Source organism: Glutamicibacter sp. B1, assembly GCF_039602135.1.
Lineage (GTDB): Bacteria > Actinomycetota > Actinomycetes > Actinomycetales > Micrococcaceae > Glutamicibacter > Glutamicibacter ectropisis.
This window is the reverse complement of sequence record NZ_CP125942.1, coordinates 224,558-245,194: the sequence shown is the minus strand read 5'-3', so window position 1 is coordinate 245,194 and position 20,637 is coordinate 224,558. Positions and strand designations below refer to the sequence as shown.

The window sequence follows — 20,637 nt, the reverse complement described above, 5'->3', positions numbered from 1 at the left end:
GTAAGTTATACCGATCTGTCTAGTTAATTTCGAGCGTGAAGCTCCGCCTCAAGCAGGCATTGCAAAAATGTTTGAGCCGCTGGATTTGAGGCACCCATGCCCGCATAGAGTCTGGTCTTTGGCTCGCCGACCAACGGGTGGAACGACACTTCAGGCATCTGAAAACGTGACACCGAGGCAGGCAAGATTGATACACCCAACCCTGCAGCAACAAGCCCAAGAATGGTCTCCTGATGAATAGCCCGCTCCACGATCCGCGGTGGGGTACGCCCATCAAATAATGAGTGCACCAAAGAATAGAAACCACTCATGTACTTATAAGGGAAGAGGACAAAATCCTCATCAGCCAAATCTTCCGTAGCAATCTGCTCGTTTGCACTTAGCCGGTGGCCAGCTGGAAGTGCCACCACCAGCGGTTCCGCATGAATTTCTTGCAGCTCAACCCCCGGAACACGCGTTGGGTCGCGCAGAATTCCGAGGTCAAGATTGTTTTCCAGGAGTCTTTCAATCTGCTCATCCGTTGTCAGCGGGTGCAGCACCAGCTCCACATTGGGCCTCAGTTCGCGAAACCGACGCAATGCCGAGGGCATCGTGGCATAGCTCGCGGAGCTCACGAATCCGACGTTGAGTCGACCGCGTAGCCCCAGTCCCGCTTCGGTAAGTTCTTGGTTAGCCTTCTCCAAATCTGCCAGCAATGGCTTAATGCGATCTAGGTACATTCGACCTGCCGGAGTGAGGATCACGCTACGGGTCGTACGGTCAAAAAGTTGTACGCCCAACTCTTGCTCTAGTTTTTTCACGGCCACGGTCAGTGGCGGTTGAGACATGCGAAGTTCTTCGGCCGCTCGGCCGAAGTGCAAATGCTCAGCAACAACAAGGAAGTAGTGGAGGTGGCGTAGTTCCATGCACCCTATTTTTGCATAAAAGCTAATAATGTCGATGAAAAATGTATTGGACGGCTTAATAATAATCATGGGTTACTAGAGGTAGAACAACACAAATGCCCAAACCAGGAGCAAACCATGAGCACTTCATCCCAGTCACCTTCCGCAGAATATGTCGTTATTGGAGCAGGCCTTGCCGGTTCTTCGGCAGCATGGCGACTGGCCCAGCGCGGACACGAAGTTGCCCTGCTTGAGCGCAAAGTCCCTGCAGCGGATGATGCCAGTTCACATGGTTCAGCGCGCATCTTCCGTTACGCCTACCCCAACCAGCTCTACACCGATCTGGTGGTTCAGGCAGGTAAAGCATGGGATGAGCTTGAAGAAGCCAGCGGTAGCCAGCTCATCAACCCTTGCGGCTCTGCGGACTACGGCCCCTTGCGCAACCCTCGTCAACTCGCAGGAATTCTCGAGAACGCAGGAGTGGAACACGAGTTACTCTCCGCGGCTGAAGCACGAAGCCGTTTTAACGGAATCAACTTTGATACCGAAGTCCTCTGGCACCCAGGTGCCGGAGTGCTGGATGCAGAACGCACCGTTCAGGCAATGGTGGCGCAGGCCAAGGCCCACGGGGCCCAGGTAGAAACACAATGGCCAGTCGCTTCCGTGGAAAAAACAGCCACTGGATACAAGGTCATTTCCACAGATGGGCGCACCTATTTAGCATCAAAAATCATCGTGGCAGCAGGCGGTTGGTTGCCAGAAATATTGGGTAACTTGCCACTACCCACTGGCTTCGTACGCAGCGTTCCCACAATGGATGTTTACCAAGAGAATGCCTACCACTTCCCTTACCGGGACCAAAACCCTGAGGCGATCCAGGCATGGCCGACCTATATTCACAAAGATCCTGCCTTTAAGTCCTACGGTCTCCCGGGCGGGCGCGATGCCAACTTCCGCGGGCAGAAGGTTGCCGAATACATGGCCGGACGTCGCATGGATACGGCCAGTCAACAAAATGGCCAGATTGACCCAGCCAACCGCGAACGCGTCATCGAGTACGTGAAAAAGTACCTGCCCGGCCTTGAACCCACTCCCTACGCCGAAACCACCTGCATCTTCAGCTCAACTCCAACCGAAGATTTCATCATGGACGAAGCTGATGGCATCACCATCCTTTCGCCCTGCTCCGGACATGGGGCGAAGTTCGGACCCTTGCTCGGCACACTCGCAGCGGATCTTGCCACCGGAGCGCGCGAAACCCCGGAGCTCTTCCGACTCGCCTCTCACGCCAAAGTCATGGCCTAGAACACCGAACAGAAAAACGAGTCGGAGAATCGCATGCTCAACATCCCCCTAGGCCTACCCACCACAACCGTCACCGAGCTCATGTCCAGCATTGCCGGCACCGGTCAAGACCAATTGCGGGGTGGCTACTCCCGCCCGGTGTATTCCAGCGCCGAAATTGATTTGCGCACCTGGTTCATAGAACAAGCCACGAAGCGACAACTGAGCGTTGAGGAAGACGGTAATGGCGCGCTGTGGGCATGGTGGGATCTGCCTACCGGAATCCGCACCAACGCCGTTGTCACCGGCAGCCATCTAGATTCAGTTCCCGGTGGCGGACCCTTCGACGGTCCTTTGGGCGTAGCCAGCGCACTGATTGCCTTAGATTTGATGCGATCACGCAATCTCGTGCGCACTCGCGCCATGGCGATCGTGGTTTTCCCGGAGGAAGAAGGCTCCCGATTTGGCGTGGCTTGTTTAGGTTCGCGCCTGCTGACGGGAGCCATCGACCGAAATAAGGCATTGAACCTGAAAGATCCCGACGGCAACAGCTTTGCCGACGTTGCCATCAAGAACGGACTTGATCCGCGCTACATCGGCCCAGATCGCCGTCGCTTGGGACAGATTGGGGTTTTTGTCGAGTTGCACGTGGAACAGGGACTCGGTCTGGCAGGTCTCGATCACCCCGTGGCTATTGGCGGGTCAATTCTCGGCCACGGCCGCTGGAAGCTAAGCATGAGTGGACAGGGTAACCACGCAGGAACCACACTCATGTCCGACCGCAAAGACCCGATGGTCGCCGCGGCCCGGAGCATCGCCGCGGTGCAGCACATTGCCCGAGCGCGGGATAACGCCCGAGCTACCGTGGGCCGTTTACAACCGGTGCCAGGCGGAACCAACGTCATCGCCTCGCGCGTGGATTACTGGTTAGACGTGCGTCATCCAGATGACGCGGTCACCGCCGCTGTGGTTCAAGAGATTCACGACGCTGCGCAGCTCATTGCGGCTGAGGAAGGCTGTGTGCTGGAATTCTCTCAGGAGTCGCTGAGCCCAACGGTGAGTTTTGATGCAAAGCTTTCAGGGCAACTTGGACTGGCACTACCCAACGCTCCGATACTTGACACCGGGGCGGGCCACGATGCTGGAGTGCTGGCCGGACACGTACCCACGGCCATGATCTTTGTTCGCAACCCCAGTGGAATCTCCCACTCCCCTGAGGAATATGTAGAAGATGCTGACGCGGAGTTAGGTGCTGCGGCTTTGGCAGATGCCTTGTCATCCTTGTTGGGGTAGCCGAGTTATTAAGTGAAGAATTTCGAGGTCAATCGAACCTGAGGTCCGTTTATCCTCAATAGCAAGAAATCGGATTCCTTGGCGTCAGGATACGTAAATAGGGGACGTCGACAGCCGATGCAAGTCACACCGGCTGTCGACGAAATCATGGTACGCATCCTCACAGGTTGGAACAGATAACTTACGGACCTTGGAGAAGCGTGATCACGACATTCATGATCTGAATGGCAACGATACCGAAGATCGCTGAAATAAGGGCCCACCCGTAGGCTTTTTTCGAGACCGCGACGACGCTACCTGCCACGCCGAATGCCATTGGCAGGAAGAACATCCAAAAGGGCTTTGCGACTCCCGTATTTTTCCAATCAACCAGTGCCAGCATGGACACTACTACAAGACCCAACATGATCATGGTCCATCTCGGACATGGCGCCATCTTCTTCTTTGATACCGTACTCATAAGCAATTTCGCCTTCTTGGATCTGGTTGATTATTTGAACGGGTTGCAAAAGGAATAGGTGAAATAAACGCTGACGGCACTAGCCATCGCACGTTGTTTTGCACCCATTTTGTATGCATTTTTCTGGATGCCTGACACAAGTGCACGGTCGCAAGAACAGGCGAAATAGCCGCGGGATCCGTAGCACTTGTCGTGTGTCCGACATAGCGAGTCGAGGGTATCTACGGCAATGCCTCCACCATGACCGGGTCCACACCAGTTTCCCCAAATCGGCATACCTGCGCGTGTAGCGATATTACCTGATGGACTTGCTTGACTTGCGCTGTATTGGTTCAGTAATCGACCTATCTCAATGACCGATGGTTCCGCACCAACAGCTTCCGCATTCTCAACGTCGAAATATACTCGACCATTGCGAGTGCTGGTGAATTCGAGAGTAGCTGACACAGTCTCCTCAATTTCACGGGCAGCATCCACCTTCTGTTTACTTGACGATGAAGCCGCGAATGAAGGGGCAGCGATTGCTGTCAGACTAGTGATACTCAATCCAACAATCTCAAAGCAAGCAGTTAAAACTTTGGATGCTTTTATTAACATTATTGAATGCTCACATGTTGCAAATAGTCTAGTCAAACGGCCAGCGTCAAAACGGGCAACCTTCGGGAGTCATCACTAAATTTTCAATAATAAAGACGACAATCCTATGAAAATGCACTACTGTGACGTCACGTTGGACGGGCTAAACGCCCTTTCGCCGCATGTACGATTCCATACCCCGCGCTAGCACCAAGAGTTCAGGCGACTTAAGACAGAAATGGCAGATCCCCGAAAAGGCGGCCACACTCCGCTTTTCGGGGATCCACGTTTATCAAGGTCCGGTTCTCCGGACCTAAGTCATTATGCGAGGACCGGGGTCTCCCACAGGTTCAATACCTGGCCGATATTCTTCTCCTCGGCCGACTGGTACAAATCGGTAGCCCAGGCCACGTCTTCAATCGGCATGCCACCCACCGAGTAAAGGATGATTTCCTCATCGTTGCGGCGAGCCGGAATCTTGCCAGTGGCAACATCCGCGATCTCTTCGAGCTTGGATTCTGGCAGTTTCCCCTCACGCATCAAGTCGTGGAAGTGGGTGCCCGGAATTCCCAGAAGCTGGTATGCCTGGGTTCCATATTCCTCAGCCCATGCATCGTACAGGCCACGAGCGTCCAAGATGAGGCGAGCATCGTTGATAACAAAATCATCATCAAAGCGAGCAGCCGCAGGCAGTAGCAAGAGTGCACCCGGCTTGATCGCGGCAGTTGGGAAGTAGGGGAAAGCCTCGGAACCCTTGATGTCGGTGCTGGTGGTCGCCATGATGACATCCGCATCCTTGATCGCTTCTTCAACGGTTTCGGCAGCTACCACCGAAGTCACCTGTGGGAAGTTCTCTTTGACATAGTTGGCGAATGTTTCCACGCCTTTGGCCGAGCGGCCCTTGATAGTCACCGTATCGATGCTCGGACGCAGCGACAGCGTGGCATCAATGACTGACTTGGCGATGACGCCAGGACCAACCACAGCAGCAACCTTGGCATCCTGCTTGGCCAGGTGTTTCACGCCCACGCCAGGAACAGCTCCGGTGCGGTACGCGCTGAGTAGGTTCGCGCTCATTACTGCCATCGGTGCACCGGTGTCGGTGTCGTTCAGGGTAAATAGGTGAATGGAACGCGGCTGACCTTTGGCGCGGTTCTCCGTGTTCGAGCCGTACCACTTCACGCCCGTGGTCCCGAAGCGGCCACCGAGGTAGGCCGGCATGGCCATGAAACGACGGTCCGGACCATCACTTGGCATACCTTCATGGACTGGGGTCTGCGGGAACGTGATCATCGCGCCGTGCGAGTTGCCGTTCTCTCCGGCCATCCGATAGTCCCCGTTGCGCAACAGGATGAGCGCTTCTTCCATCACGTCGGTGCAACGGGCGATGTCGGTGACACCTGCGGCGATCATGTCCTGTTCGCTGAGGTAGCGGAAATTGATAGTAGTCATATGGAGCTCCTTCATTGGATTCTGCTAAACGTTCAAACTTAGATGGCTGATTCGCCGGTTTCACCGGTACGTACGCGAATGATCTGTTCCAAAGAGGAAACCCAGACCTTCCCGTCGCCGATTTCCCCGTTCTCACCGGTTTTTGCGGTGCTGAGAATAATCTCCAGTGCACGTTCCAAATCTGATTCTGAGACCAAAAGTTCCAACCGGATCTTGGTCCGGAACATGACGGAGAATTCTTGTCCGCGGTAGTACTCGGTACGCCCGCCCTGGGCGCCACGCCCCTGAACTTCGGTGGCGGTCACCCCCGAGAAGCCGGCCTTCTCCAATGCGGAACAGAGGGATTCGAGCCTGATGGGCTTGATCACTGCGGTAATAAGTTTCATGGCAGAGCCTTTCTGTGCAGGCCGCTAGAATTGACGGCTGTCATAGGCGGATTCGGCATGAATGGAATTGTCCAACCCAGCCTCTTCTTCCGCTTCGCTGACACGGATTGGAGAAATCTTGTTCATCACCCAGGCGATGATGAAAGTCATCGTGAAGCTGTAAACCAAGGTGGCGGCAATCGCGATCAGCTCGTGACCCAACTCAGCGAAATCTCCACCAAAGAAGATGCCAGCCATGTCGCCCGGAGCCTGCGGATTCGCGAAGAAGGTCGCAAACAGCGAGCCGGTAATACCGGCAATGCCGTGCACTGCAAAGACATCCAGCGAGTCATCAATCTGGTGACGACGCTTCCAAGTAATGGCCCACGCAGCCGCAGCTGCGGCAAGGAAGCCCACCATCAGAGCCCCGATCGGCCCTACCGCGTCGGCTACCGGGGTGATGCCAACCATTCCGGCGATAGCACCGGTACCCAAACCCAGCATGGTGGCATGCCCATCACGAATACGTTCAATCGTGATGAACCCCAGCATGCCACCACACAGGGCCAGCAAAGTGGTGAGAATGACGTACTGAGCCATGAAGTTCGCGCCACCGGCGGTGCCGCCGTTGAACCCCATCCAACCAGTAGCGATCAAACCCACGCCGATCATCATGAGCGGCAAGTTATGTGGACGTCCTGGGCTCATCTTGCGCTTGCCCAAGACCACGGCCAGTGCCAAGCCTGCAGCACCAGCGTTCATGTGTACCGCGGTGCCACCAGCGAAGTCGTGGAAGCCCAACTTGTTGCGCATCCAGCCACCCACCGTGCCAGTTTCTGGATTATCAAGTGCGAAGACCCAGTGTCCCAGTGGGCAGTAGACCAGGATGATCCACAAAGCCACGAAGACCAGCCACGCGCCGAACTTCATACGGCCGGCAGCGCCGGAGGCCACCAGTGCCACGGAAATGGCGGCGAAGAGAATGTAGAACGCACCCCAGAAGGTTCCGCCTGCATCATCGTCGGTCATGAAGTCGGAGAAGAAAGAGTACTCGAAGGGATTACCGATGATGCCTGCGCCCCCAAGCGAATCACCGAGCACCAATCCGTGGCCGATAACGACGTAGACAACGCCGGTCACAGCCAGTGCACTGAGCACCATCAGCATCATGTTGAGGACGTTGCGTCCGTTAAGCATGCCACCGTAGAGCATTGCCAGTCCTGGGAACATCAGCAGGACCATGGCGAATGCCGCCAGGAGCCATGCCATGTCAGCGGCTTCCATGATGGGCGCCCCTTTCGAAGTTTGTGTTTGCGAGCAACATCAAACTATCGACGCAACATTCCGCTTCGCTTTCCGATCCGTTTCCAATAAGCAACGCAATGTTTCATTTCACAGGCCAAATATCGCTCGTGTGAATTCTTTGTAAAAGGCCGGTCATCAGCTGACTTATTGTTGGCCAAACAAGCCACCACCGATAATCTGAATGGCAATTATTAGGTTCCGACGTGGCTTTATTAGCGAGTCGCTATAGATGAACTTGTAGAAATAAGTAGGAAACATCTCTGATTCAACTCAGAAATCCGAACCCCATAGGATGAGTCATATCAACCTTCACGGGTCAGTTCTTCAGACCCGAATGCAACAGTTGGAGCTGGTCTTGGCACCTTTAGAATTCACGGTCCTGCACATTCGCGAGTCCCGTGCCCACAACCCACAATTCCAGAATGAACTTGATGAGCTCAACGAGAATACGATCGGTCAGATCATCGATGCCGGACACAATGCATCGCTGATTCCGTGCAATGATTTGAGTATCGAGCAGATGCTCCAAATTGTGGATGCTTCAGATGCTGTGCTGATCATGGGCGGGGAAGATGTTGAACCATCACTTTATGCAGGTTCCTTGTCCTACCCTGGCGCGGGCCATCACGAGGTAGCTTCGGACCGAAACCAGATAGCCGCCATTCAACATGCCATCACGACCAAGACCCCACTGCTTGGAATTTGTCGTGGCCTGCAACTGATCAACGTTGCATTGGGCGGCACCCTGATCCAGCATCTAGATAATGCCGATGCCCATCGCGGCACAGGCAACGATCCCTTTATGGATACCCGGTTCGATTCGATCACTGCCGAGCTTGCAGAGGACCTGTCGGCTAAGGAGAGCCACAAGTGCACGCACCACCAGGCAATTCATGAGCTGGGTGAGGGTCTGCAGATCGCGGCCATGTCCACCGATGACATCATTGAAGCCGTCGTTCACGAGTCTGCGCCGGTCACGGGCGTGCAATGGCATCCAGAACACCCACTCACTGCCTCCACTCAGCTCCGAACGCTGATCAACCGGCTACAGGGACAGTGCACGCAAATTTCAGGATCAGTTTCAGAACTCATCAACGGCTAACAACAAGAGAGTTAATGCGCCTGAGGCTAGACTTGTTTATATGGCATTGACTCAGTTAACGGTCGTGGATACCGCGGTCGACATCCTGCAACAGTTCGGGTTAGCTGACTTGTCGATGCGTCGCTTGGCCAAGGAACTTGATGTTCAAGTTGGTGCTCTTTACTGGCATGTGAAGAATAAGCAGGAATTGCTCGCCCAGGTGGCAGCCAAGCTACTGAACACCCCGCAGCTCTCGGTCAAAGCCGAAGAATTCAACGCACCTGCTGACGCCATCCTTCAGCTAGCCCGAAATTTGTACCTAGCATTGTTGCCTATCCAGGACAGCCCCGAAGTCATTGAGGTTGCCACGGCCATGCAGGCCACCGAGTTGGCCCCGGTACTGCAATTGCGTGAGCTACTGGAAGCTGCCGGGCTGTCTTCCGAGAATGCTCGCCACGGTCAGCAACTCCTGCTCAACCACATTCTGGGCTCTGTCGCCTTCCGTCAGAACCTAGTGCAATTGGATGTTGATTCACCGATATCCGACGGATTCGACTGGGCTCTACAACGTGCTGTTGCTGGACTGGTTAACTAACAAATCAGTTACGCGGTCTCGACGACTGCCGCCGTACAAGGGGTTTCGCTATCTCAAGCATCCGCGATGAGCTAGCTGTATCGAACATCGAACGAATAATCCAAGGGTGATTCCACCACTCGGGTCACTCGTTCAGCGCTCCAAGGGCAAAAACCACAAAGAAAAATGCGCAGATCCAGAAGGCTACAAGCGCCCAATTGCCAAAGAACTTGTCCTCTTTGGAACCGGTTTTCTTTCTGTCCTGACGTTCCCATTCGAATACACCGATGAACAATAGGGCCAAGATCAAACTAATTACTGAAGCTGCGATCAATTTTTGGTTTCCTTCGACTTATTCACGGTTCTAATGATTGGTTTGCGGTGAGCTGCATCAGGAAGTTATTAGTCCTGGCACCCCTCAAGGGCTACGCGGGTCATCGTTTTTGGGCACACGGAATGAGACCAGTCCCTGGAACCGAATTTGTCGTACTCGCCGTTGACGAAAATCTCAACACCGTCGGAATTCGTACTCGTACGGTAAAACACTATGATCGGCTCCCCTTCAGTAGTTGGCGATGAAACAGCCAACTCGACATTGCGCTTACCTACTGCAGCGTCCATGCAGTCAAGAGCTTCAGCCGCTATCTGTTCCCCCTGAGTAAGGGTTAGTTCGCCACAAGAATCACGTGGAACATCATCGTGGAAAGCCGACGGCGCCCGATCGGAATTTCTGGATCTTTCGAATATATCTTGAGATCCGTGCTGTCCATCCGGCATCAATCCCGCGCATGCAGAAAGCATCAGCAAGGCTATAGCGGCCATAGATAACCCAACCGGAATCCTCATGTACCGAGTCTGGCACACGATTCGTCATTAGGTAATCGATGTGATCGATTCGTGACTTGGGGATAATAGCGAACTAGCTCAGTTTTCCGCCGGAAGCTTCGAGGTAGCACGAGGCGCACAGCGATTCGTACCAAACGTCTTCGCCATCGATGGCAACCTGATCACCATCAAAAACTACGGTGTCACCAATCCGCCGGGTATTAAACATGGCCTTGCGTCCGCACCGGCAAATGGTCTTCAGCTCTTCCAAAGAGTGGGAAAGCTCCATTAGACGAGCTGAACCAGGGAATGCGTGCGTGCGGAAATCTGTGCGGATTCCGTAGGCCAGCACCGGCACGTTATCCAATACGGCGATGCGCAAAAGATCATCGACCTGCTCGCGGGTCAGGAATTGCGCTTCATCCACCAAAAGGCACGCCACAGGTGGTGCATCCACGTGAGTCACTAGCGCTTCTGGGTCATCTCCCGAACTTTGTACGGCGAATTGCTCGCGAACGTTATCCTCGGGGCTGATGGTGAAATCGACAATACGCTCGATCCCCAGCCGTGAAACAATCGAGTTTTCACCCTTGGTATCAATGCCGGGTTTAGCCAAAAGGATTCGCTGGCCACGTTCTTCATAGTTAAAAGCAGCCTGAAGCAAACTCGTGGACTTGCCAGAGTTCATTGCACCGTAGCGGAAATACAATTTGGCCACTATCGCTCCTTGAAGAATCTTTGCGTCAGCCAACTAGTTGGCACCCTACGATCTTAGTGCCGGTGCAGTTTCTCCTCTGCCAACCAACGCCGGGTAACACTAAGCAAAGATGAACTCACATTGCATGACATAGGAAAAACGTTGAGCCCCCATCAAAGTTTTTGTAGCATGAAATCAACTTCACGAGTTCTGATCGCTGACACCACCAAATGGTGGTTTCAGCAAAGCTCCGACTGATCAGACACCAACCCCACAGTTGTACGGCGGGTGGTTCGGATGAAGAAGCGGCCTCGGATGCAAGAGCGTCACAGGCAAGAACAACAAGTGAAAAGGTCCTAGCTGCCATGCAAAGCTCTACCCAAGAACCACTAGCACTCCCCCAAAATTCTGCACGCTTCAGCTCAGACTGGATCAGCGCACGCTTTTGGAAAGATCGCACCACCGGTCAATTGACCATTGCAGCTGACGGACAGCTGTGGAATCTAGAACCAGAACAGCCAGAACTGTTGGATAAGGTTTTAGATCCGGCAACCGTCAACGACGCAGAATTCAACGCACACCTGAAAATCCTGTTGGTTCCTCGGGCCCACGAAATTGCTGGAACGTCCTTCTTCCGATTACGCCACCCCTAAACGGTGTCCTTGCCAGAGTGCTGCTTCTTGGTAGCGAAAACCAGCCAGTACAGTAGCGACATCACTGCAACGAAGGGCACTCCGAAAATCAGCGTGTACTTGAATTGAGGTACAAAGAATGAGGTCACCAGCAGCGCGGCAAGCAGGAGCGCTCCAACAATTGATGCTGCTGGATACCCGAATAGCTTGAATTCTAGGCTCTCGTGATCCTGCTTTACTTTGCGCCTGAAAGACACATGGGTCAACAAGATCATGAGCCAGGTAGCCAAGGCGCCAAAGGTTGCTAGGGATAGCATGATGCCAAACCCGCCCTCAGGCACCAGCGCGTAAACAATCGCAGCCACGGCGATACCTCCGGCGGACATCCATACCGCATGGACCGGTGCTCCTGCGCGGTTAGTTCGATGTGCCATGTGTGGTGCGTGACCTGCATCAGCCAGGGAATGCAGCATCCGAGTAGCGGCATACAGCTGGGCATTCATGGCCGATAGCGCAGCAATGATCAATACAAAATTCAGCACTGAATCAGCAAAAGGAATACCTACCTGGGACATCACGGTCACAAAAGGTGAACCGCCGGAGATCAATTCGCTGGTTGGAGCTACAGCCAGGATCAGCGCCATGGTGAATACGTAAAACAGCAAGAGTCTCAGGAAAGAAACCTTGAAGGCCTTGCGCACCGCAAGTTTCGGATTATGGGCTTCAGCAGCTGCGATCGAGATGGCCTCAATGCCCATATAAGAGAAGATCGCTACGATCACCGCACTCCACGTACCGAATAGTCCGTTGGCGAAGAAACCACCCTCTGCGCTGTAGTTATGCACCCCAAACTGATCGTGCGGATTGTGGAAGACCAGCCACAGCGCAATGATAATGAAGGCAAGAACCGCAAAAACCTTGATCGCCGAGAACCAGTATTCCGTGGTTCCGAAAACTTTCACGCTGGAAAAATTCACTGCCAGAAGGACGGCAGAGAAAATGCCCACCCACCAAAGGCCCGAAATTTGTGGGAACCAATACTGCATGTATTCGCCCACCGCACTGACTTCGGTACCTACCGCAAAAATCAGCGCCGACCAATAAAGATACTTGGTGAGGTAACCGGCAAAGCGACCAAGATAACGTTCGGCGTAAACGCCGAAAGATCCCGCCACCGGTTGTTTGACCGTCATCTCGGCGAGCGCACCCATCACCAGTAACGCCACCACGCCACCGATCACGTAACTGAGGATGACCGATGGCCCTGCCATCATGATGGCCAGCTTACTGCCAGCAAAAAGTCCGGTGCCGATGGCACTGCCCAGGGCGATCATGGACATCTGTGCCGGAGTCAGTGTTTTCTTCAGGCCCGACCCGACGTCAGTGGCGCGTACCGGCTGTTTGCCCAACAATATTCCCCTAAACCTCATACGAACAGCACGGCATCAAAACATGCCGTGCTGCGTATAAGCGTACTCTGGCCACATCAGACCAGAGGTGACGCTATTGGTAGGGTTTGTTTCTGTTTTACCGGTTAGGTCACGGCATTTCGTACGGAGTACTCTTCACGTTGCCACGCGTTGGTGTGCAGAATTTCACGCAGTTTCTCCACTGCATCCCAGATATCGGTGCGGGTGAGGTACAGCGGGGTGATGCCAAAGCGCAGGACTTCCGGTTCGCGGTAATCGCCAATCACGCCCTGGTCGATCAAGGCCGCGATGATTTCGTAACCGTGCTCATGGCGGAAGCTCACATGGCTGCCTCGTGCTGCGTGCTCACGCGGTGTCACCAGTTCTAGCCCATAGCCGTCGCACCGCGTCTCCACTAGTTCAATGAACAGGTCTACTAGTTCCAGGGACTTGGCGCGCACCTGAGCCATATCTGCCTCTAACGCGATATCCAGTCCCACCTCCACCATGGACAGGGAAGTCATGGGCTGAGTACCGCACATGAATCGGCGGATATCGTTGGCCGGGGTATAGCTCTGCGACATTTCGAATGGCTTGTTGTGCGACCACCATCCCGAAAGTGGCTGCCAGAAGCGTTCGTGATGACGCTCGTTGACCCAGATGAAGGCCGGTGAGCCTGGTCCACCATTCAGGTACTTGTAGGTGCAGCCCACGGCATAGTCTGCATTGGCTGCATTCAGGTCGACCGGTACTGCCCCGGCGGCATGAGCCAGATCCCAGATCACCAGTGCACCAGCATCGTGGATTGCTGCGGTGATTTCATCCATGTTCCACATGGAACCGGTCCGGTAGTTCACATGTGACAGCGCGACGACGGCTACGCTGTCATCCAAGGCTTCGCGAAGTGAAGCTTCGTCGTCAATCAGCTTTACTTCGTAGTCGACGCCGGTTTCCGTTGACAACGAGTTGACCAGATCGGCCAATCCCTCAGCAATGTAAATGTCGGTAGGGAAATTATCGCGTTCGGTCAGGATCACTCGACGATTCGGGCCATCGGCCTTTTGCGTGCGCAATGCTGAAGCCAAGGCTTTGAAGAGGTTCAGCGTGGTGGTGTCGGTAATGGCGGTTTCATTCGGTTTTCCACCCAGTAAGCGACCGAGTTTATCGCCCAGCTTCAGTGGCAATTCAAACCAGCCGGCGGTGTTCCACGAACGGATTAGTCCCTGTCCCCATTCTTCGCTCACTACTTGGGCTGCGCGTTTGGCGGCACCCTTCGGTAGAGCTCCGAGCGAGTTCCCGTCAAGGTAAATGGTGTCCTCGGGCAGAATGAACCGATCTGCAAAAGCGGTCAAGGGATCGGCCTGATCCAACTGGGCCAAGGATTGACGAGTCAGTTCGGTAGACATTTTGCTCCTAAGATTTCAGTTCTCCACGCTGTAGTCAGCGTAGAATCAAATACAAAACCAAGCGAGCAAATCTGAACTTACTTAAAGAATGAGGTGAAATTTTCGTGGAAAATTCTCTCTGGGAAGTGCAAGGCGATGCCGTTCCGAATCCAATTCGCGTTGATGACACTGACCTAGCGATCCTCTCAGAACTGAGCAAGGACGGCAGAATCCCGAACAATGTTCTCGCGAGCAAAGTCGGCGTCGCGCCATCCACCTGTCTAGGGCGCGTCAAGGCTCTTCACACCGCCGGAGTCATCACCGGTTATCACGCGGCCATCAATGAGAAACTGCTCGGTGTGTCGGTTAATGCGATGGTTTCTATATTGGTCTCGCCTTCTGCACGTGACCGTCTGCTCGCTTCAGCAAAGTCTCTGCAGCAACTTCCAGAGGTCAAAGAAGTCTTCGTACTCGGCGGATCACCTGATTTGTTGGTCCGGGTAGCCACCAGAAGCATCGAAGATCTACGCACATTTGTTGCTACCCACTTGGGGGCCAACCGGGCGTTCTCTTCAACCCAAACGGCAATCATTTTTGAGCATCTGAGCTAAGCGCTTGCTCTAAATTTGGCTCCACACGTTCCGACTCGCGTCTCTCATCTGGATCTCATGTGTATCCGGAACAATGAGAAGCATGGGAAAGGAAACATTGCGCCGCGTTATGGCTTCACTGGCTGTCATAGCGGTCCTCTGTTTAGCCGTGGTCGGAGTCAGCCGTGTCTTAGGTGGTCCCTCGGATCAAGATCTTGGTGAGGGGTTTACTTTCAAAGAAGTTCCGCCCTCTCCGACCAGCGGTATACCTAATCGGCCGACACAGTCACCAAGTACCTCGGGATCCAAAACTGCAGAAGCAACTGCTAGCCCGACCCCCGCTGAAGAAACCAGCACTCCGCCAAAAACAGCAACGCCAACACCGTCGCGCACTGCCCCACCTAAAAAGACCGTCACTCCGTTGCCACCCTCGGGTACTCATACCTACGATGACGACGATGATGATGATGAGCTTGATGACGATGATGAGGCCGACGAACTAGATGACGATGACTAAGGCGCCCGAGCGGCGGTGGTCAATTCGTGCTCGAGTGCTCACCGGAATGCTGCTTCTGGTCGGTTTGGCGCTGGTGGCTGCCGGTACTGCCAGCTTTGCAGTACAACGACTCGAACTCAGTGAAAGGCTGGACGAGTCCCTTTCTCGTTCCGTTAAAGAATTCAAGGTACTCACGGAAACCGGAGTTGATCCCCAAACTACAAAGTCTTTTACCCATGCCGAAGACTTGTTGTATATCGCCATGCAACGCACCCTGCCCTCCCCAAAGCAAGGCATGCTCGCCTTAGTGGGTGACAAGGTACGGTGGACCGCGCCGGATATCGTAGGCACCAGGTTAGAAGACGATCCGGAATTCACCGCGTGGGCTTTCCAAGTTCAAGACAGTAATCGTATCCGTATCGGCACGGTAAAAACTGAGGTCACCACCTACCGCGCAGTGGTAGTTCCGGTGAGCTTACCCGCCGACCATGAGCGTGGCTCCTTCGTCTTGGCGTATGACTACTCTGCCGAGGCAGTCGCCAATGACCGGAACTTCATGATCTATATTGCCGTCGGAGCCTCGGTCATGCTCGTGGCGGCCCTGGCAGCATGGCTGATTGTGGGCAGAATGTTGGAGCCGATCCGCAAACTGCAAACTACGGCGCAACAGATCTCCGAGACCGACGTTTCGCAACGCATTGAAGTCTCCGGAAACGACGAATTCGCTGATCTGACTGTGACGGTTAATGAAATGTTGGATCGTCTCGACGGTGCCTTAAGTTCTCAACGTCAGTTGCTAGACGATGTGGGGCATGAGCTTCGCACACCAGTGACCATCATTAATGGCCACCTAGAGCTGATGGATCCTCATGACCCTCAGGATGTGCAGCAGAGCCGAGATATCGCAATGGACGAGTTGAACCGGATGTCTGTACTGATCAATGATCTGGTGACTCTTGCCAAGTCCAACCGCACGGATTTCCTACAGACTGAACCAGTCCAGGTGGGCAAGCTTCTTGACGACATCCTGGATAAGGCACGTGGTCTGGGACAACGTCAGTGGCGCATTGACTACCGAGCCGAAGCAACCGTCAGGTTGGATCCCATGCGCCTGACCCAGGCCATGTTGCAGCTCTGCGCCAATGCCGTGAAATTCTCTGAAGATGAAAGCCGCATTGCTTTGGGCAACGAGATTCTACGCGACGCTAATGGGGAGACGACCCTACGTTGGTGGGTTGCTGATGCCGGCGCAGGGATCCACTCAGATGACCTCGACCGCATCTTTGAGCGCTTTGGACGAGGACAGAATTCGGCGCGCTCTTCCGGTTCCGGACTGGGCCTGGCCATTGTGCAGGCCATCGCAGAGACGCACGGAGGACGTGTCTGGGTAAGCTCGGAACCCGATCAAGGTTCCACGTTCTACATTGATTTGCCACTAGCAACGGGAAGCAAGGAAGCATGAGCCAAATATTAATCGTAGAAGATGAACCTCGTATTAGCTCTTTCGTAGCCAAAGGCCTGCGTGCTGCTGGGTTGACTTCTTCCATCGCTGAAAGTGGCCACGATGGGTTCACTCAAGCTCTCAATGGGGAACACGAGTTAATCATCTTGGATCTGGGTTTACCAGATGAAGACGGTTTCTCGGTCTTACGCAGATTGCGGGCTGCCCAAATTACCACCCCGGTCATTATTCTGACCGCACGCGGGAGCGTTGAAGATACGGTTGCAGGATTGCAAAATGGTGCCGATGACTACATGGCCAAGCCCTTCCATTTTGATGAGCTGCTTGCCCGAGTCCGGCTGCGGTTACGCACCGACGACAGCACCCCGGAAGTCTCTTCCCTGTCTCATGAGAACCTGCACATGGACCTACTTCGCCGAAGAGTCACCGTTGATTCGGTCGAGGTAGATTTATCTGCCCGTGAATTCGCGTTAGCCGAAGCCTTCCTACGCAATCCTGGCCAGGTGCTGAGCCGTGAGCAATTACTCTCACGGGTTTGGGGCTACGATTTTGATCCCGGTTCAAACGTCGTTGACGTTTATGTCCGTTACCTTCGCAACAAGCTCGGCTCCTCGCGTTTCGAGACTGTCCGAGGGTTCGGCTACCGGCTAGCTGCCGTCAAATAGCTAGCCGGAGCCACGCCCTAGCTCACCCCCACTTCTGGGACAAAGCGTTGTTGCAACAACCTACTCCACCGGTTGGCAGGAAGTTGTGGATTCAGTAATGCCACACCGATGCAATACTTCGACATCGACACTTCTCGAATGCCTAGATCTGCCAGGGCCCTGTCCGAGGCCCCTCGACCATCAGCTGACTTCGTTTCAACAACGATGAGGTCCGGACCGCTGATGCGTCGTTGATCGTTTGCGTATTCCAGCTCAACGTCACAGGTTAGTCGTTCGGAATCGACGGGATTAACGAAGGTCGCTCTTGTATAGGCACTTTCGAGCACCGGCTGTAGTTCTGGGACTTGTTGCCCGTATTCACTGTCCAAAACTGTACTCAGAAATTCAAGATTGTCGTCGGTCAACTCCCCAGCATGGTTGAGTCGCTGTTGGATTCGGTGTTTCACCGTTGCTCCCCGCAAACCCTTGGTCTTGATCTCAAACATCGGCAGCCCAGTATCCGCGTAGGTCCTTGAACGGACCTTATAACGTCTGTGGCGTCCCTGCCGGTGCGCCCGATATTGGTCAAAATCTTCGGTATCAAAATACACAGATTCATACCGAAAGATCCGTCGAGCATCAATCTGCATGATCTTGAATTTCTTCCCTAGACGTTCTGATAACTGAGTGAACTGCTCCGGGGTCAGCAAGAATTTCTTATCAACACGCGTCTGAAGTGCAGCTTCGGAAACAACCTCTTTCAAACTGATTGGTTCACGGTCGGCCACCGCGTCTTCTAGGGCCGCACGGGCCATTGCCGAATCCTCAGCTTGCGTGAGGCTATCCAACGTAGACATTTAGGACCACGTCTCCTGCTTGGTCCCATGTTGCCTCGAAGAATTTTGACTTAGTCTTTGGTCTTTGGCCAGTTCGTAGGTACCCGTGTAGTTCTCTGCATGATTCTCGATGCTTTCCGCCTTGCTTGATGCGCCAGCGTGAGTGCGGAAGCGGACATCGACGATGGTCAGGTCACGGACCATGTCCAGTTCAACCACCACCGTGCGAAGAATTTTGGCATCCAATAGTTCTTCGAGCGCAGCATGTAGGTCTGTTGTCTTCGGGTAGGCCTTTCCAAGGTGACCGTCTGACGTTCAGTGCGTGGGGCGAAGCTAGGGTGATCCGCCAAGAACATCACCAGTACCAATGCTGCGGTGGCCGAAGGGGCCAGCCAGGCAGGCTCTGGGTGTAATCCGTTGACCAAACCTATGGCCAAAGAAATGAAGTAGTAGGCTACTTCTTCTTGTGTCAGAGTGTCCGAGCGAAGACGAATGATGGAAAGGATGCCGAAGAGTCCTAAGCCCAACCCCATACCCGCCCCGCTGCCAGAGAGCAGCAGCGTTACGGCGAAGATCCCCATGCTCAACGCGATGTAGGCAAGTACTAGGTCTCGTCGGAAGTGACGACGAAAGTAGACGAAGTACACCAACACGGTGATGCCAACGATGTTTGATGCTAGTCCTGTCCAGAACGACAACATTCTTATCCCTCTCTAAAGTGTGAAGCGATGATCCCTTCTAAGTGAACTTTAGGTAAATGAAATGAAGAGAGAAGTAGAACCAGATGAGAATGCGTTCATCTTTCCAACCGATGTCCCCACCTACGGCAAACGGCGGCCCGCCTCAAAATGAGACGAGCCGCCGTTGTGCGGTATTGATGCTGACTTACTTGCCAGCTTCGATTTCAGCCTTGGCCGAAGCATCCGAATCGTTCAGGAACTTTCCAATGCGATCCACTTCTTCAGCCTCACCGATGGCTGCGGCCGCACGGCCCAGCGCATAGAGCGAGCGTAGGAAGCCGCGGTTAGGCTCATGGCTCCAAGGAACTGGACCCTGTCCACGCCATCCGGCTTTACGCAACGTGTCCAGACCGCGGTGGTAGCCCACACGAGCAAACGCGTAAGACTCCACGGTGCGACCTTCACCGTGCGCTTCATCGGCCAGCAGTGCCCACACCAAAGAAGAGGAAGGGAACTTAGCTGCCAAATCCACTGGCTCATCGCCAGCTTCAAGGCGGGCTAGGACCTCAGATTCTTCGGGGAGCAGGGTTTCTGGAATGCCCAGCAGGTTTTCGCCGACCATATTTACTTCAGCGACTTTCCGGCCGAGCCCAGCTGACGAGCAGCTTCTACGATACGAGCAGCCATGGACTCTTCAGCCTTGGCACCCCAAACACGTGGGTCATAGGTCTTCTTGTTGCCGACTTCACCGTCGATCTTCAGTACGCCATCGTAGTTGCTGAGCATGTGGCCAGCTACTGGGCGGGTGAATGCGTACTGGGTGTCGGTGTCGATGTTCATCTTGATGACACCGTAGGAAACAGCATCAGCGATTTCCTTCTCGGAGGAGCCCGAACCGCCGTGGAATACCAGGTCGAATGGGTTTTCCTTGCCGATCTTGGCGCCAACCTGAGCCTGGATGTCCTTAAGGATCTCCGGACGCAGCTTCACGTTACCTGGCTTGTAGACGCCGTGGACGTTACCGAAGGTCAGTGCGGTGATGTAGCGGCCCTTTTCGCCGGCACCCAGTGCGTCGATGGTTGCCAGTGCATCTTCAACGGTGGAGTACAGCTTGTCGTTGATAGCGTTCTCAACACCATCTTCTTCGCCACCTACGGCGCCGATCTCTACTTCGAGGATCTGCTTGGCAGCTGCGGTGCGTGGCAGTAGTTCTGCAGCGATACGCAGGTTCTCTTCAAGGGTCTCTGCCGAGCCGTCCCACATGTGGGAGTTGAAGAATGGGTCGCGGCCTGCAGCAACTTCTGCTTCCGAAGCTGCCAGCAGTGGCAGCACGAAGCCATCGAGCTTGTCAGCTGGGCAGTGGTCGGTGTGCAGGGCGATGTTGACGCCGTAGTTCTTGGCTACTTCGCGGGCGAAAGCTGCGAAGCCCAAGGAACCTGCGACCATGTCCTTAACGGAGGCGCCGGACCAGTAGGCGGCACCGCCGGTGGAGACCTGGATAATGCCGTCTGATTCAGCTTCAGCGAAGCCACGGATTGCGGCATTCAGGGTCTGTGAGCTGGTCACGTTCACTGCTGGGAAGGCGTAGCCGCCTGCCTTGGCAGCGTCGATCATGGCATTGTACTTATCGGGGGTTGCGATAGGCATGCTTCACTCCTGGTGATTAGCGAGGTTTCGCGTCTCCATTGACGGCGGTTCGCCATCCAT

Annotated in this window: 23 protein-coding genes and 1 riboswitch; of the genes, 9 read left to right on the top strand and 14 right to left on the bottom strand. The window is 54.3% G+C overall.

The genetic code is table 11. From position 1 onward, the window contains the following. Positions 1 to 23: 23 nt before the first annotated feature. Positions 24 to 905, bottom strand: coding sequence for a LysR substrate-binding domain-containing protein (locus tag QMQ05_RS01195; protein ID WP_345472311.1), 882 nt, complete (start codon positions 903 to 905; stop codon positions 24 to 26). A 117-nt stretch (positions 906 to 1,022) separates the two neighbouring features. On the opposite strand from QMQ05_RS01195, the gene QMQ05_RS01190 reads away from it, so the two are divergent. Further along, on the top strand, positions 1,023 to 2,189 hold the full coding sequence (locus QMQ05_RS01190) for an FAD-dependent oxidoreductase (RefSeq protein ID WP_345472310.1): 1,167 nt from the start codon (positions 1,023 to 1,025) through the stop codon (positions 2,187 to 2,189). A gap of 33 nt (positions 2,190 to 2,222) precedes the next feature. Next, the gene (locus QMQ05_RS01185; RefSeq protein WP_345472308.1) at positions 2,223 to 3,461 is read left to right on the top strand and encodes an allantoate amidohydrolase; all 1,239 of its coding nucleotides are present in this window, start codon (positions 2,223 to 2,225) and stop codon (positions 3,459 to 3,461) included. A 181-nt stretch (positions 3,462 to 3,642) separates the two neighbouring features. Here the strand turns inward: QMQ05_RS01185 and QMQ05_RS01180 are convergent, their stop codons facing one another. From QMQ05_RS01180 to QMQ05_RS01160, 5 genes are all read right to left on the bottom strand, one after another. Further along, positions 3,643 to 3,867 carry a hypothetical protein gene (locus tag QMQ05_RS01180; RefSeq protein WP_345472306.1) on the bottom strand — a complete coding sequence of 75 codons (225 nt, stop codon included), beginning with the start codon at positions 3,865 to 3,867 and terminating at the stop codon, positions 3,643 to 3,645. Positions 3,868 to 3,951: 84 nt separating this feature from the next. After that, positions 3,952 to 4,518 (bottom strand): hypothetical protein, encoded by a 567-nt coding sequence (locus QMQ05_RS01175; RefSeq protein WP_345472304.1) that lies wholly within the window; start codon positions 4,516 to 4,518, stop codon positions 3,952 to 3,954. 300 nt (positions 4,519 to 4,818) lie between these two features. Continuing rightward, a complete protein-coding gene (locus QMQ05_RS01170) occupies positions 4,819 to 5,949 on the bottom strand; it encodes a tyramine oxidase subunit B (RefSeq protein WP_345472302.1) in 1,131 nt (376 codons plus the stop codon). A gap of 38 nt (positions 5,950 to 5,987) precedes the next feature. Then, positions 5,988 to 6,335: a P-II family nitrogen regulator gene (locus tag QMQ05_RS01165; RefSeq protein WP_058256064.1), complete on the bottom strand. Its 348-nt coding sequence runs from the start codon at positions 6,333 to 6,335 to the stop codon at positions 5,988 to 5,990. Positions 6,336 to 6,359: 24 nt separating this feature from the next. Continuing rightward, positions 6,360 to 7,598 (bottom strand): ammonium transporter, encoded by a 1,239-nt coding sequence (locus tag QMQ05_RS01160; RefSeq protein ID WP_345472299.1) that lies wholly within the window; start codon positions 7,596 to 7,598, stop codon positions 6,360 to 6,362. Positions 7,599 to 7,974: 376 nt separating this feature from the next. Here QMQ05_RS01160 and QMQ05_RS01155 point away from each other — a divergent pair, with 376 nt between their 5' ends. Both QMQ05_RS01155 and QMQ05_RS01150 read left to right on the top strand, forming a co-directional pair. Further along, on the top strand, positions 7,975 to 8,721 hold the full coding sequence (locus QMQ05_RS01155) for a gamma-glutamyl-gamma-aminobutyrate hydrolase family protein (protein ID WP_334121023.1): 747 nt from the start codon (positions 7,975 to 7,977) through the stop codon (positions 8,719 to 8,721). A 40-nt stretch (positions 8,722 to 8,761) separates the two neighbouring features. Next, entirely contained in the window at positions 8,762 to 9,295 is a 534-nt protein-coding gene (locus tag QMQ05_RS01150) for a TetR/AcrR family transcriptional regulator (protein ID WP_334121022.1), read from the top strand. Positions 9,296 to 9,419: 124 nt separating this feature from the next. Here QMQ05_RS01150 and QMQ05_RS01145 read toward each other — a convergent pair whose 3' ends face one another. Together QMQ05_RS01145 and QMQ05_RS01140 are read right to left on the bottom strand one after the other, a co-directional pair. Beyond that, positions 9,420 to 9,608, bottom strand: coding sequence for a hypothetical protein (locus QMQ05_RS01145; protein WP_334121021.1), 189 nt, complete (start codon positions 9,606 to 9,608; stop codon positions 9,420 to 9,422). Between the two features lie 585 nt (positions 9,609 to 10,193). Beyond that, on the bottom strand, positions 10,194 to 10,817 hold the full coding sequence (locus tag QMQ05_RS01140) for a thymidine kinase (RefSeq protein ID WP_345472295.1): 624 nt from the start codon (positions 10,815 to 10,817) through the stop codon (positions 10,194 to 10,196). A gap of 178 nt (positions 10,818 to 10,995) precedes the next feature. Next, a riboswitch (SAM riboswitch) is annotated at positions 10,996 to 11,141 on the top strand. Positions 11,142 to 11,161: 20 nt separating this feature from the next. Between QMQ05_RS01140 and QMQ05_RS01135 the strand changes: the two genes are divergently transcribed. Continuing rightward, positions 11,162 to 11,449 (top strand): hypothetical protein, encoded by a 288-nt coding sequence (locus QMQ05_RS01135; protein ID WP_345472293.1) that lies wholly within the window; start codon positions 11,162 to 11,164, stop codon positions 11,447 to 11,449. On the opposite strand, the gene QMQ05_RS01130 is transcribed toward QMQ05_RS01135, so the two are convergent. Next, the gene (locus QMQ05_RS01130) at positions 11,446 to 12,840 is read right to left on the bottom strand and encodes an amino acid permease (RefSeq protein ID WP_345472291.1); all 1,395 of its coding nucleotides are present in this window, start codon (positions 12,838 to 12,840) and stop codon (positions 11,446 to 11,448) included. The two genes, QMQ05_RS01135 and QMQ05_RS01130, sit on opposite strands and share 4 nt — an antisense overlap. A 122-nt stretch (positions 12,841 to 12,962) precedes the next feature. Then, positions 12,963 to 14,243 carry a kynureninase gene (kynU, locus tag QMQ05_RS01125; RefSeq protein ID WP_345472290.1) on the bottom strand — a complete coding sequence of 427 codons (1,281 nt, stop codon included), beginning with the start codon at positions 14,241 to 14,243 and terminating at the stop codon, positions 12,963 to 12,965. Between the two features lie 104 nt (positions 14,244 to 14,347). On the opposite strand from kynU, the gene QMQ05_RS01120 reads away from it, so the two are divergent. The 4 genes from QMQ05_RS01120 to QMQ05_RS01105 all read left to right on the top strand — a co-directional run bounded on the left by QMQ05_RS01120 (position 14,348) and on the right by QMQ05_RS01105 (position 17,435). Next, positions 14,348 to 14,833 carry an Lrp/AsnC family transcriptional regulator gene (locus QMQ05_RS01120; protein WP_345472288.1) on the top strand — a complete coding sequence of 162 codons (486 nt, stop codon included), beginning with the start codon at positions 14,348 to 14,350 and terminating at the stop codon, positions 14,831 to 14,833. An 82-nt stretch (positions 14,834 to 14,915) separates the two neighbouring features. Next, on the top strand, positions 14,916 to 15,329 hold the full coding sequence (locus QMQ05_RS01115) for a hypothetical protein (RefSeq protein ID WP_345472286.1): 414 nt from the start codon (positions 14,916 to 14,918) through the stop codon (positions 15,327 to 15,329). Then, positions 15,322 to 16,770, top strand: a complete 1,449-nt coding sequence (locus QMQ05_RS01110; RefSeq protein ID WP_345472284.1) for a sensor histidine kinase — start codon at positions 15,322 to 15,324, stop codon at positions 16,768 to 16,770. Before QMQ05_RS01115 ends, QMQ05_RS01110 begins: the two co-directional genes overlap by 8 nt. Next, positions 16,767 to 17,435 carry a response regulator transcription factor gene (locus QMQ05_RS01105; RefSeq protein WP_334121012.1) on the top strand — a complete coding sequence of 223 codons (669 nt, stop codon included), beginning with the start codon at positions 16,767 to 16,769 and terminating at the stop codon, positions 17,433 to 17,435. Before QMQ05_RS01110 ends, QMQ05_RS01105 begins: the two co-directional genes overlap by 4 nt. Positions 17,436 to 17,452: 17 nt before the next feature. Here the strand turns inward: QMQ05_RS01105 and QMQ05_RS01100 are convergent, their stop codons facing one another. The 4 genes from QMQ05_RS01100 to fbaA form a co-directional block, all read right to left on the bottom strand. Then, entirely contained in the window at positions 17,453 to 18,271 is an 819-nt protein-coding gene (locus QMQ05_RS01100; RefSeq protein ID WP_345472280.1) for a polyphosphate polymerase domain-containing protein, read from the bottom strand. 167 nt (positions 18,272 to 18,438) lie between these two features. Continuing rightward, a complete protein-coding gene (locus tag QMQ05_RS01095; protein ID WP_345472278.1) occupies positions 18,439 to 18,951 on the bottom strand; it encodes a DUF4956 domain-containing protein in 513 nt (170 codons plus the stop codon). 184 nt (positions 18,952 to 19,135) lie between these two features. Next, positions 19,136 to 19,552, bottom strand: coding sequence for a DUF3151 domain-containing protein (locus QMQ05_RS01090; RefSeq protein WP_345472276.1), 417 nt, complete (start codon positions 19,550 to 19,552; stop codon positions 19,136 to 19,138). 2 nt (positions 19,553 to 19,554) lie between these two features. Next, a complete protein-coding gene (gene fbaA / locus QMQ05_RS01085) occupies positions 19,555 to 20,577 on the bottom strand; it encodes a class II fructose-bisphosphate aldolase (protein ID WP_058256052.1) in 1,023 nt (340 codons plus the stop codon). Between the last annotated feature and the right edge of the window lie 60 nt (positions 20,578 to 20,637).

Excerpts from the sequence above, each read along its gene's own strand:
- QMQ05_RS01090 (WP_345472276.1), bottom strand. The coding sequence starts at position 19,552 with ATGGTCGGCGAAAACCTGCTGGGCATTCCAGAAACCCTGCTCCCCGAA.
- kynU (WP_345472290.1), bottom strand. The coding sequence starts at position 14,243 with ATGTCTACCGAACTGACTCGTCAATCCTTGGCCCAGTTGGATCAGGCC.
- QMQ05_RS01170 (WP_345472302.1), bottom strand. The coding sequence starts at position 5,949 with ATGACTACTATCAATTTCCGCTACCTCAGCGAACAGGACATGATCGCC.
- QMQ05_RS01175 (WP_345472304.1), bottom strand. The coding sequence starts at position 4,518 with ATGTTAATAAAAGCATCCAAAGTTTTAACTGCTTGCTTTGAGATTGTT.
- QMQ05_RS01135 (WP_345472293.1), top strand. The coding sequence starts at position 11,162 with ATGCAAAGCTCTACCCAAGAACCACTAGCACTCCCCCAAAATTCTGCA.
- QMQ05_RS01100 (WP_345472280.1), bottom strand. The coding sequence starts at position 18,271 with ATGTCTACGTTGGATAGCCTCACGCAAGCTGAGGATTCGGCAATGGCC.
- QMQ05_RS01105 (WP_334121012.1), top strand. The coding sequence starts at position 16,767 with ATGAGCCAAATATTAATCGTAGAAGATGAACCTCGTATTAGCTCTTTC.
- QMQ05_RS01165 (WP_058256064.1), bottom strand. The coding sequence starts at position 6,335 with ATGAAACTTATTACCGCAGTGATCAAGCCCATCAGGCTCGAATCCCTC.
- QMQ05_RS01185 (WP_345472308.1), top strand. The coding sequence starts at position 2,223 with ATGCTCAACATCCCCCTAGGCCTACCCACCACAACCGTCACCGAGCTC.
- QMQ05_RS01180 (WP_345472306.1), bottom strand. The coding sequence starts at position 3,867 with ATGTTGGGTCTTGTAGTAGTGTCCATGCTGGCACTGGTTGATTGGAAA.
- QMQ05_RS01110 (WP_345472284.1), top strand. The coding sequence starts at position 15,322 with ATGACTAAGGCGCCCGAGCGGCGGTGGTCAATTCGTGCTCGAGTGCTC.
- QMQ05_RS01095 (WP_345472278.1), bottom strand. The coding sequence starts at position 18,951 with ATGTTGTCGTTCTGGACAGGACTAGCATCAAACATCGTTGGCATCACC.
- fbaA (WP_058256052.1), bottom strand. The coding sequence starts at position 20,577 with ATGCCTATCGCAACCCCCGATAAGTACAATGCCATGATCGACGCTGCC.
- QMQ05_RS01150 (WP_334121022.1), top strand. The coding sequence starts at position 8,762 with ATGGCATTGACTCAGTTAACGGTCGTGGATACCGCGGTCGACATCCTG.
- QMQ05_RS01190 (WP_345472310.1), top strand. The coding sequence starts at position 1,023 with ATGAGCACTTCATCCCAGTCACCTTCCGCAGAATATGTCGTTATTGGA.
- QMQ05_RS01115 (WP_345472286.1), top strand. The coding sequence starts at position 14,916 with ATGGGAAAGGAAACATTGCGCCGCGTTATGGCTTCACTGGCTGTCATA.
- QMQ05_RS01160 (WP_345472299.1), bottom strand. The coding sequence starts at position 7,598 with ATGGAAGCCGCTGACATGGCATGGCTCCTGGCGGCATTCGCCATGGTC.
- QMQ05_RS01195 (WP_345472311.1), bottom strand. The coding sequence starts at position 905 with ATGGAACTACGCCACCTCCACTACTTCCTTGTTGTTGCTGAGCATTTG.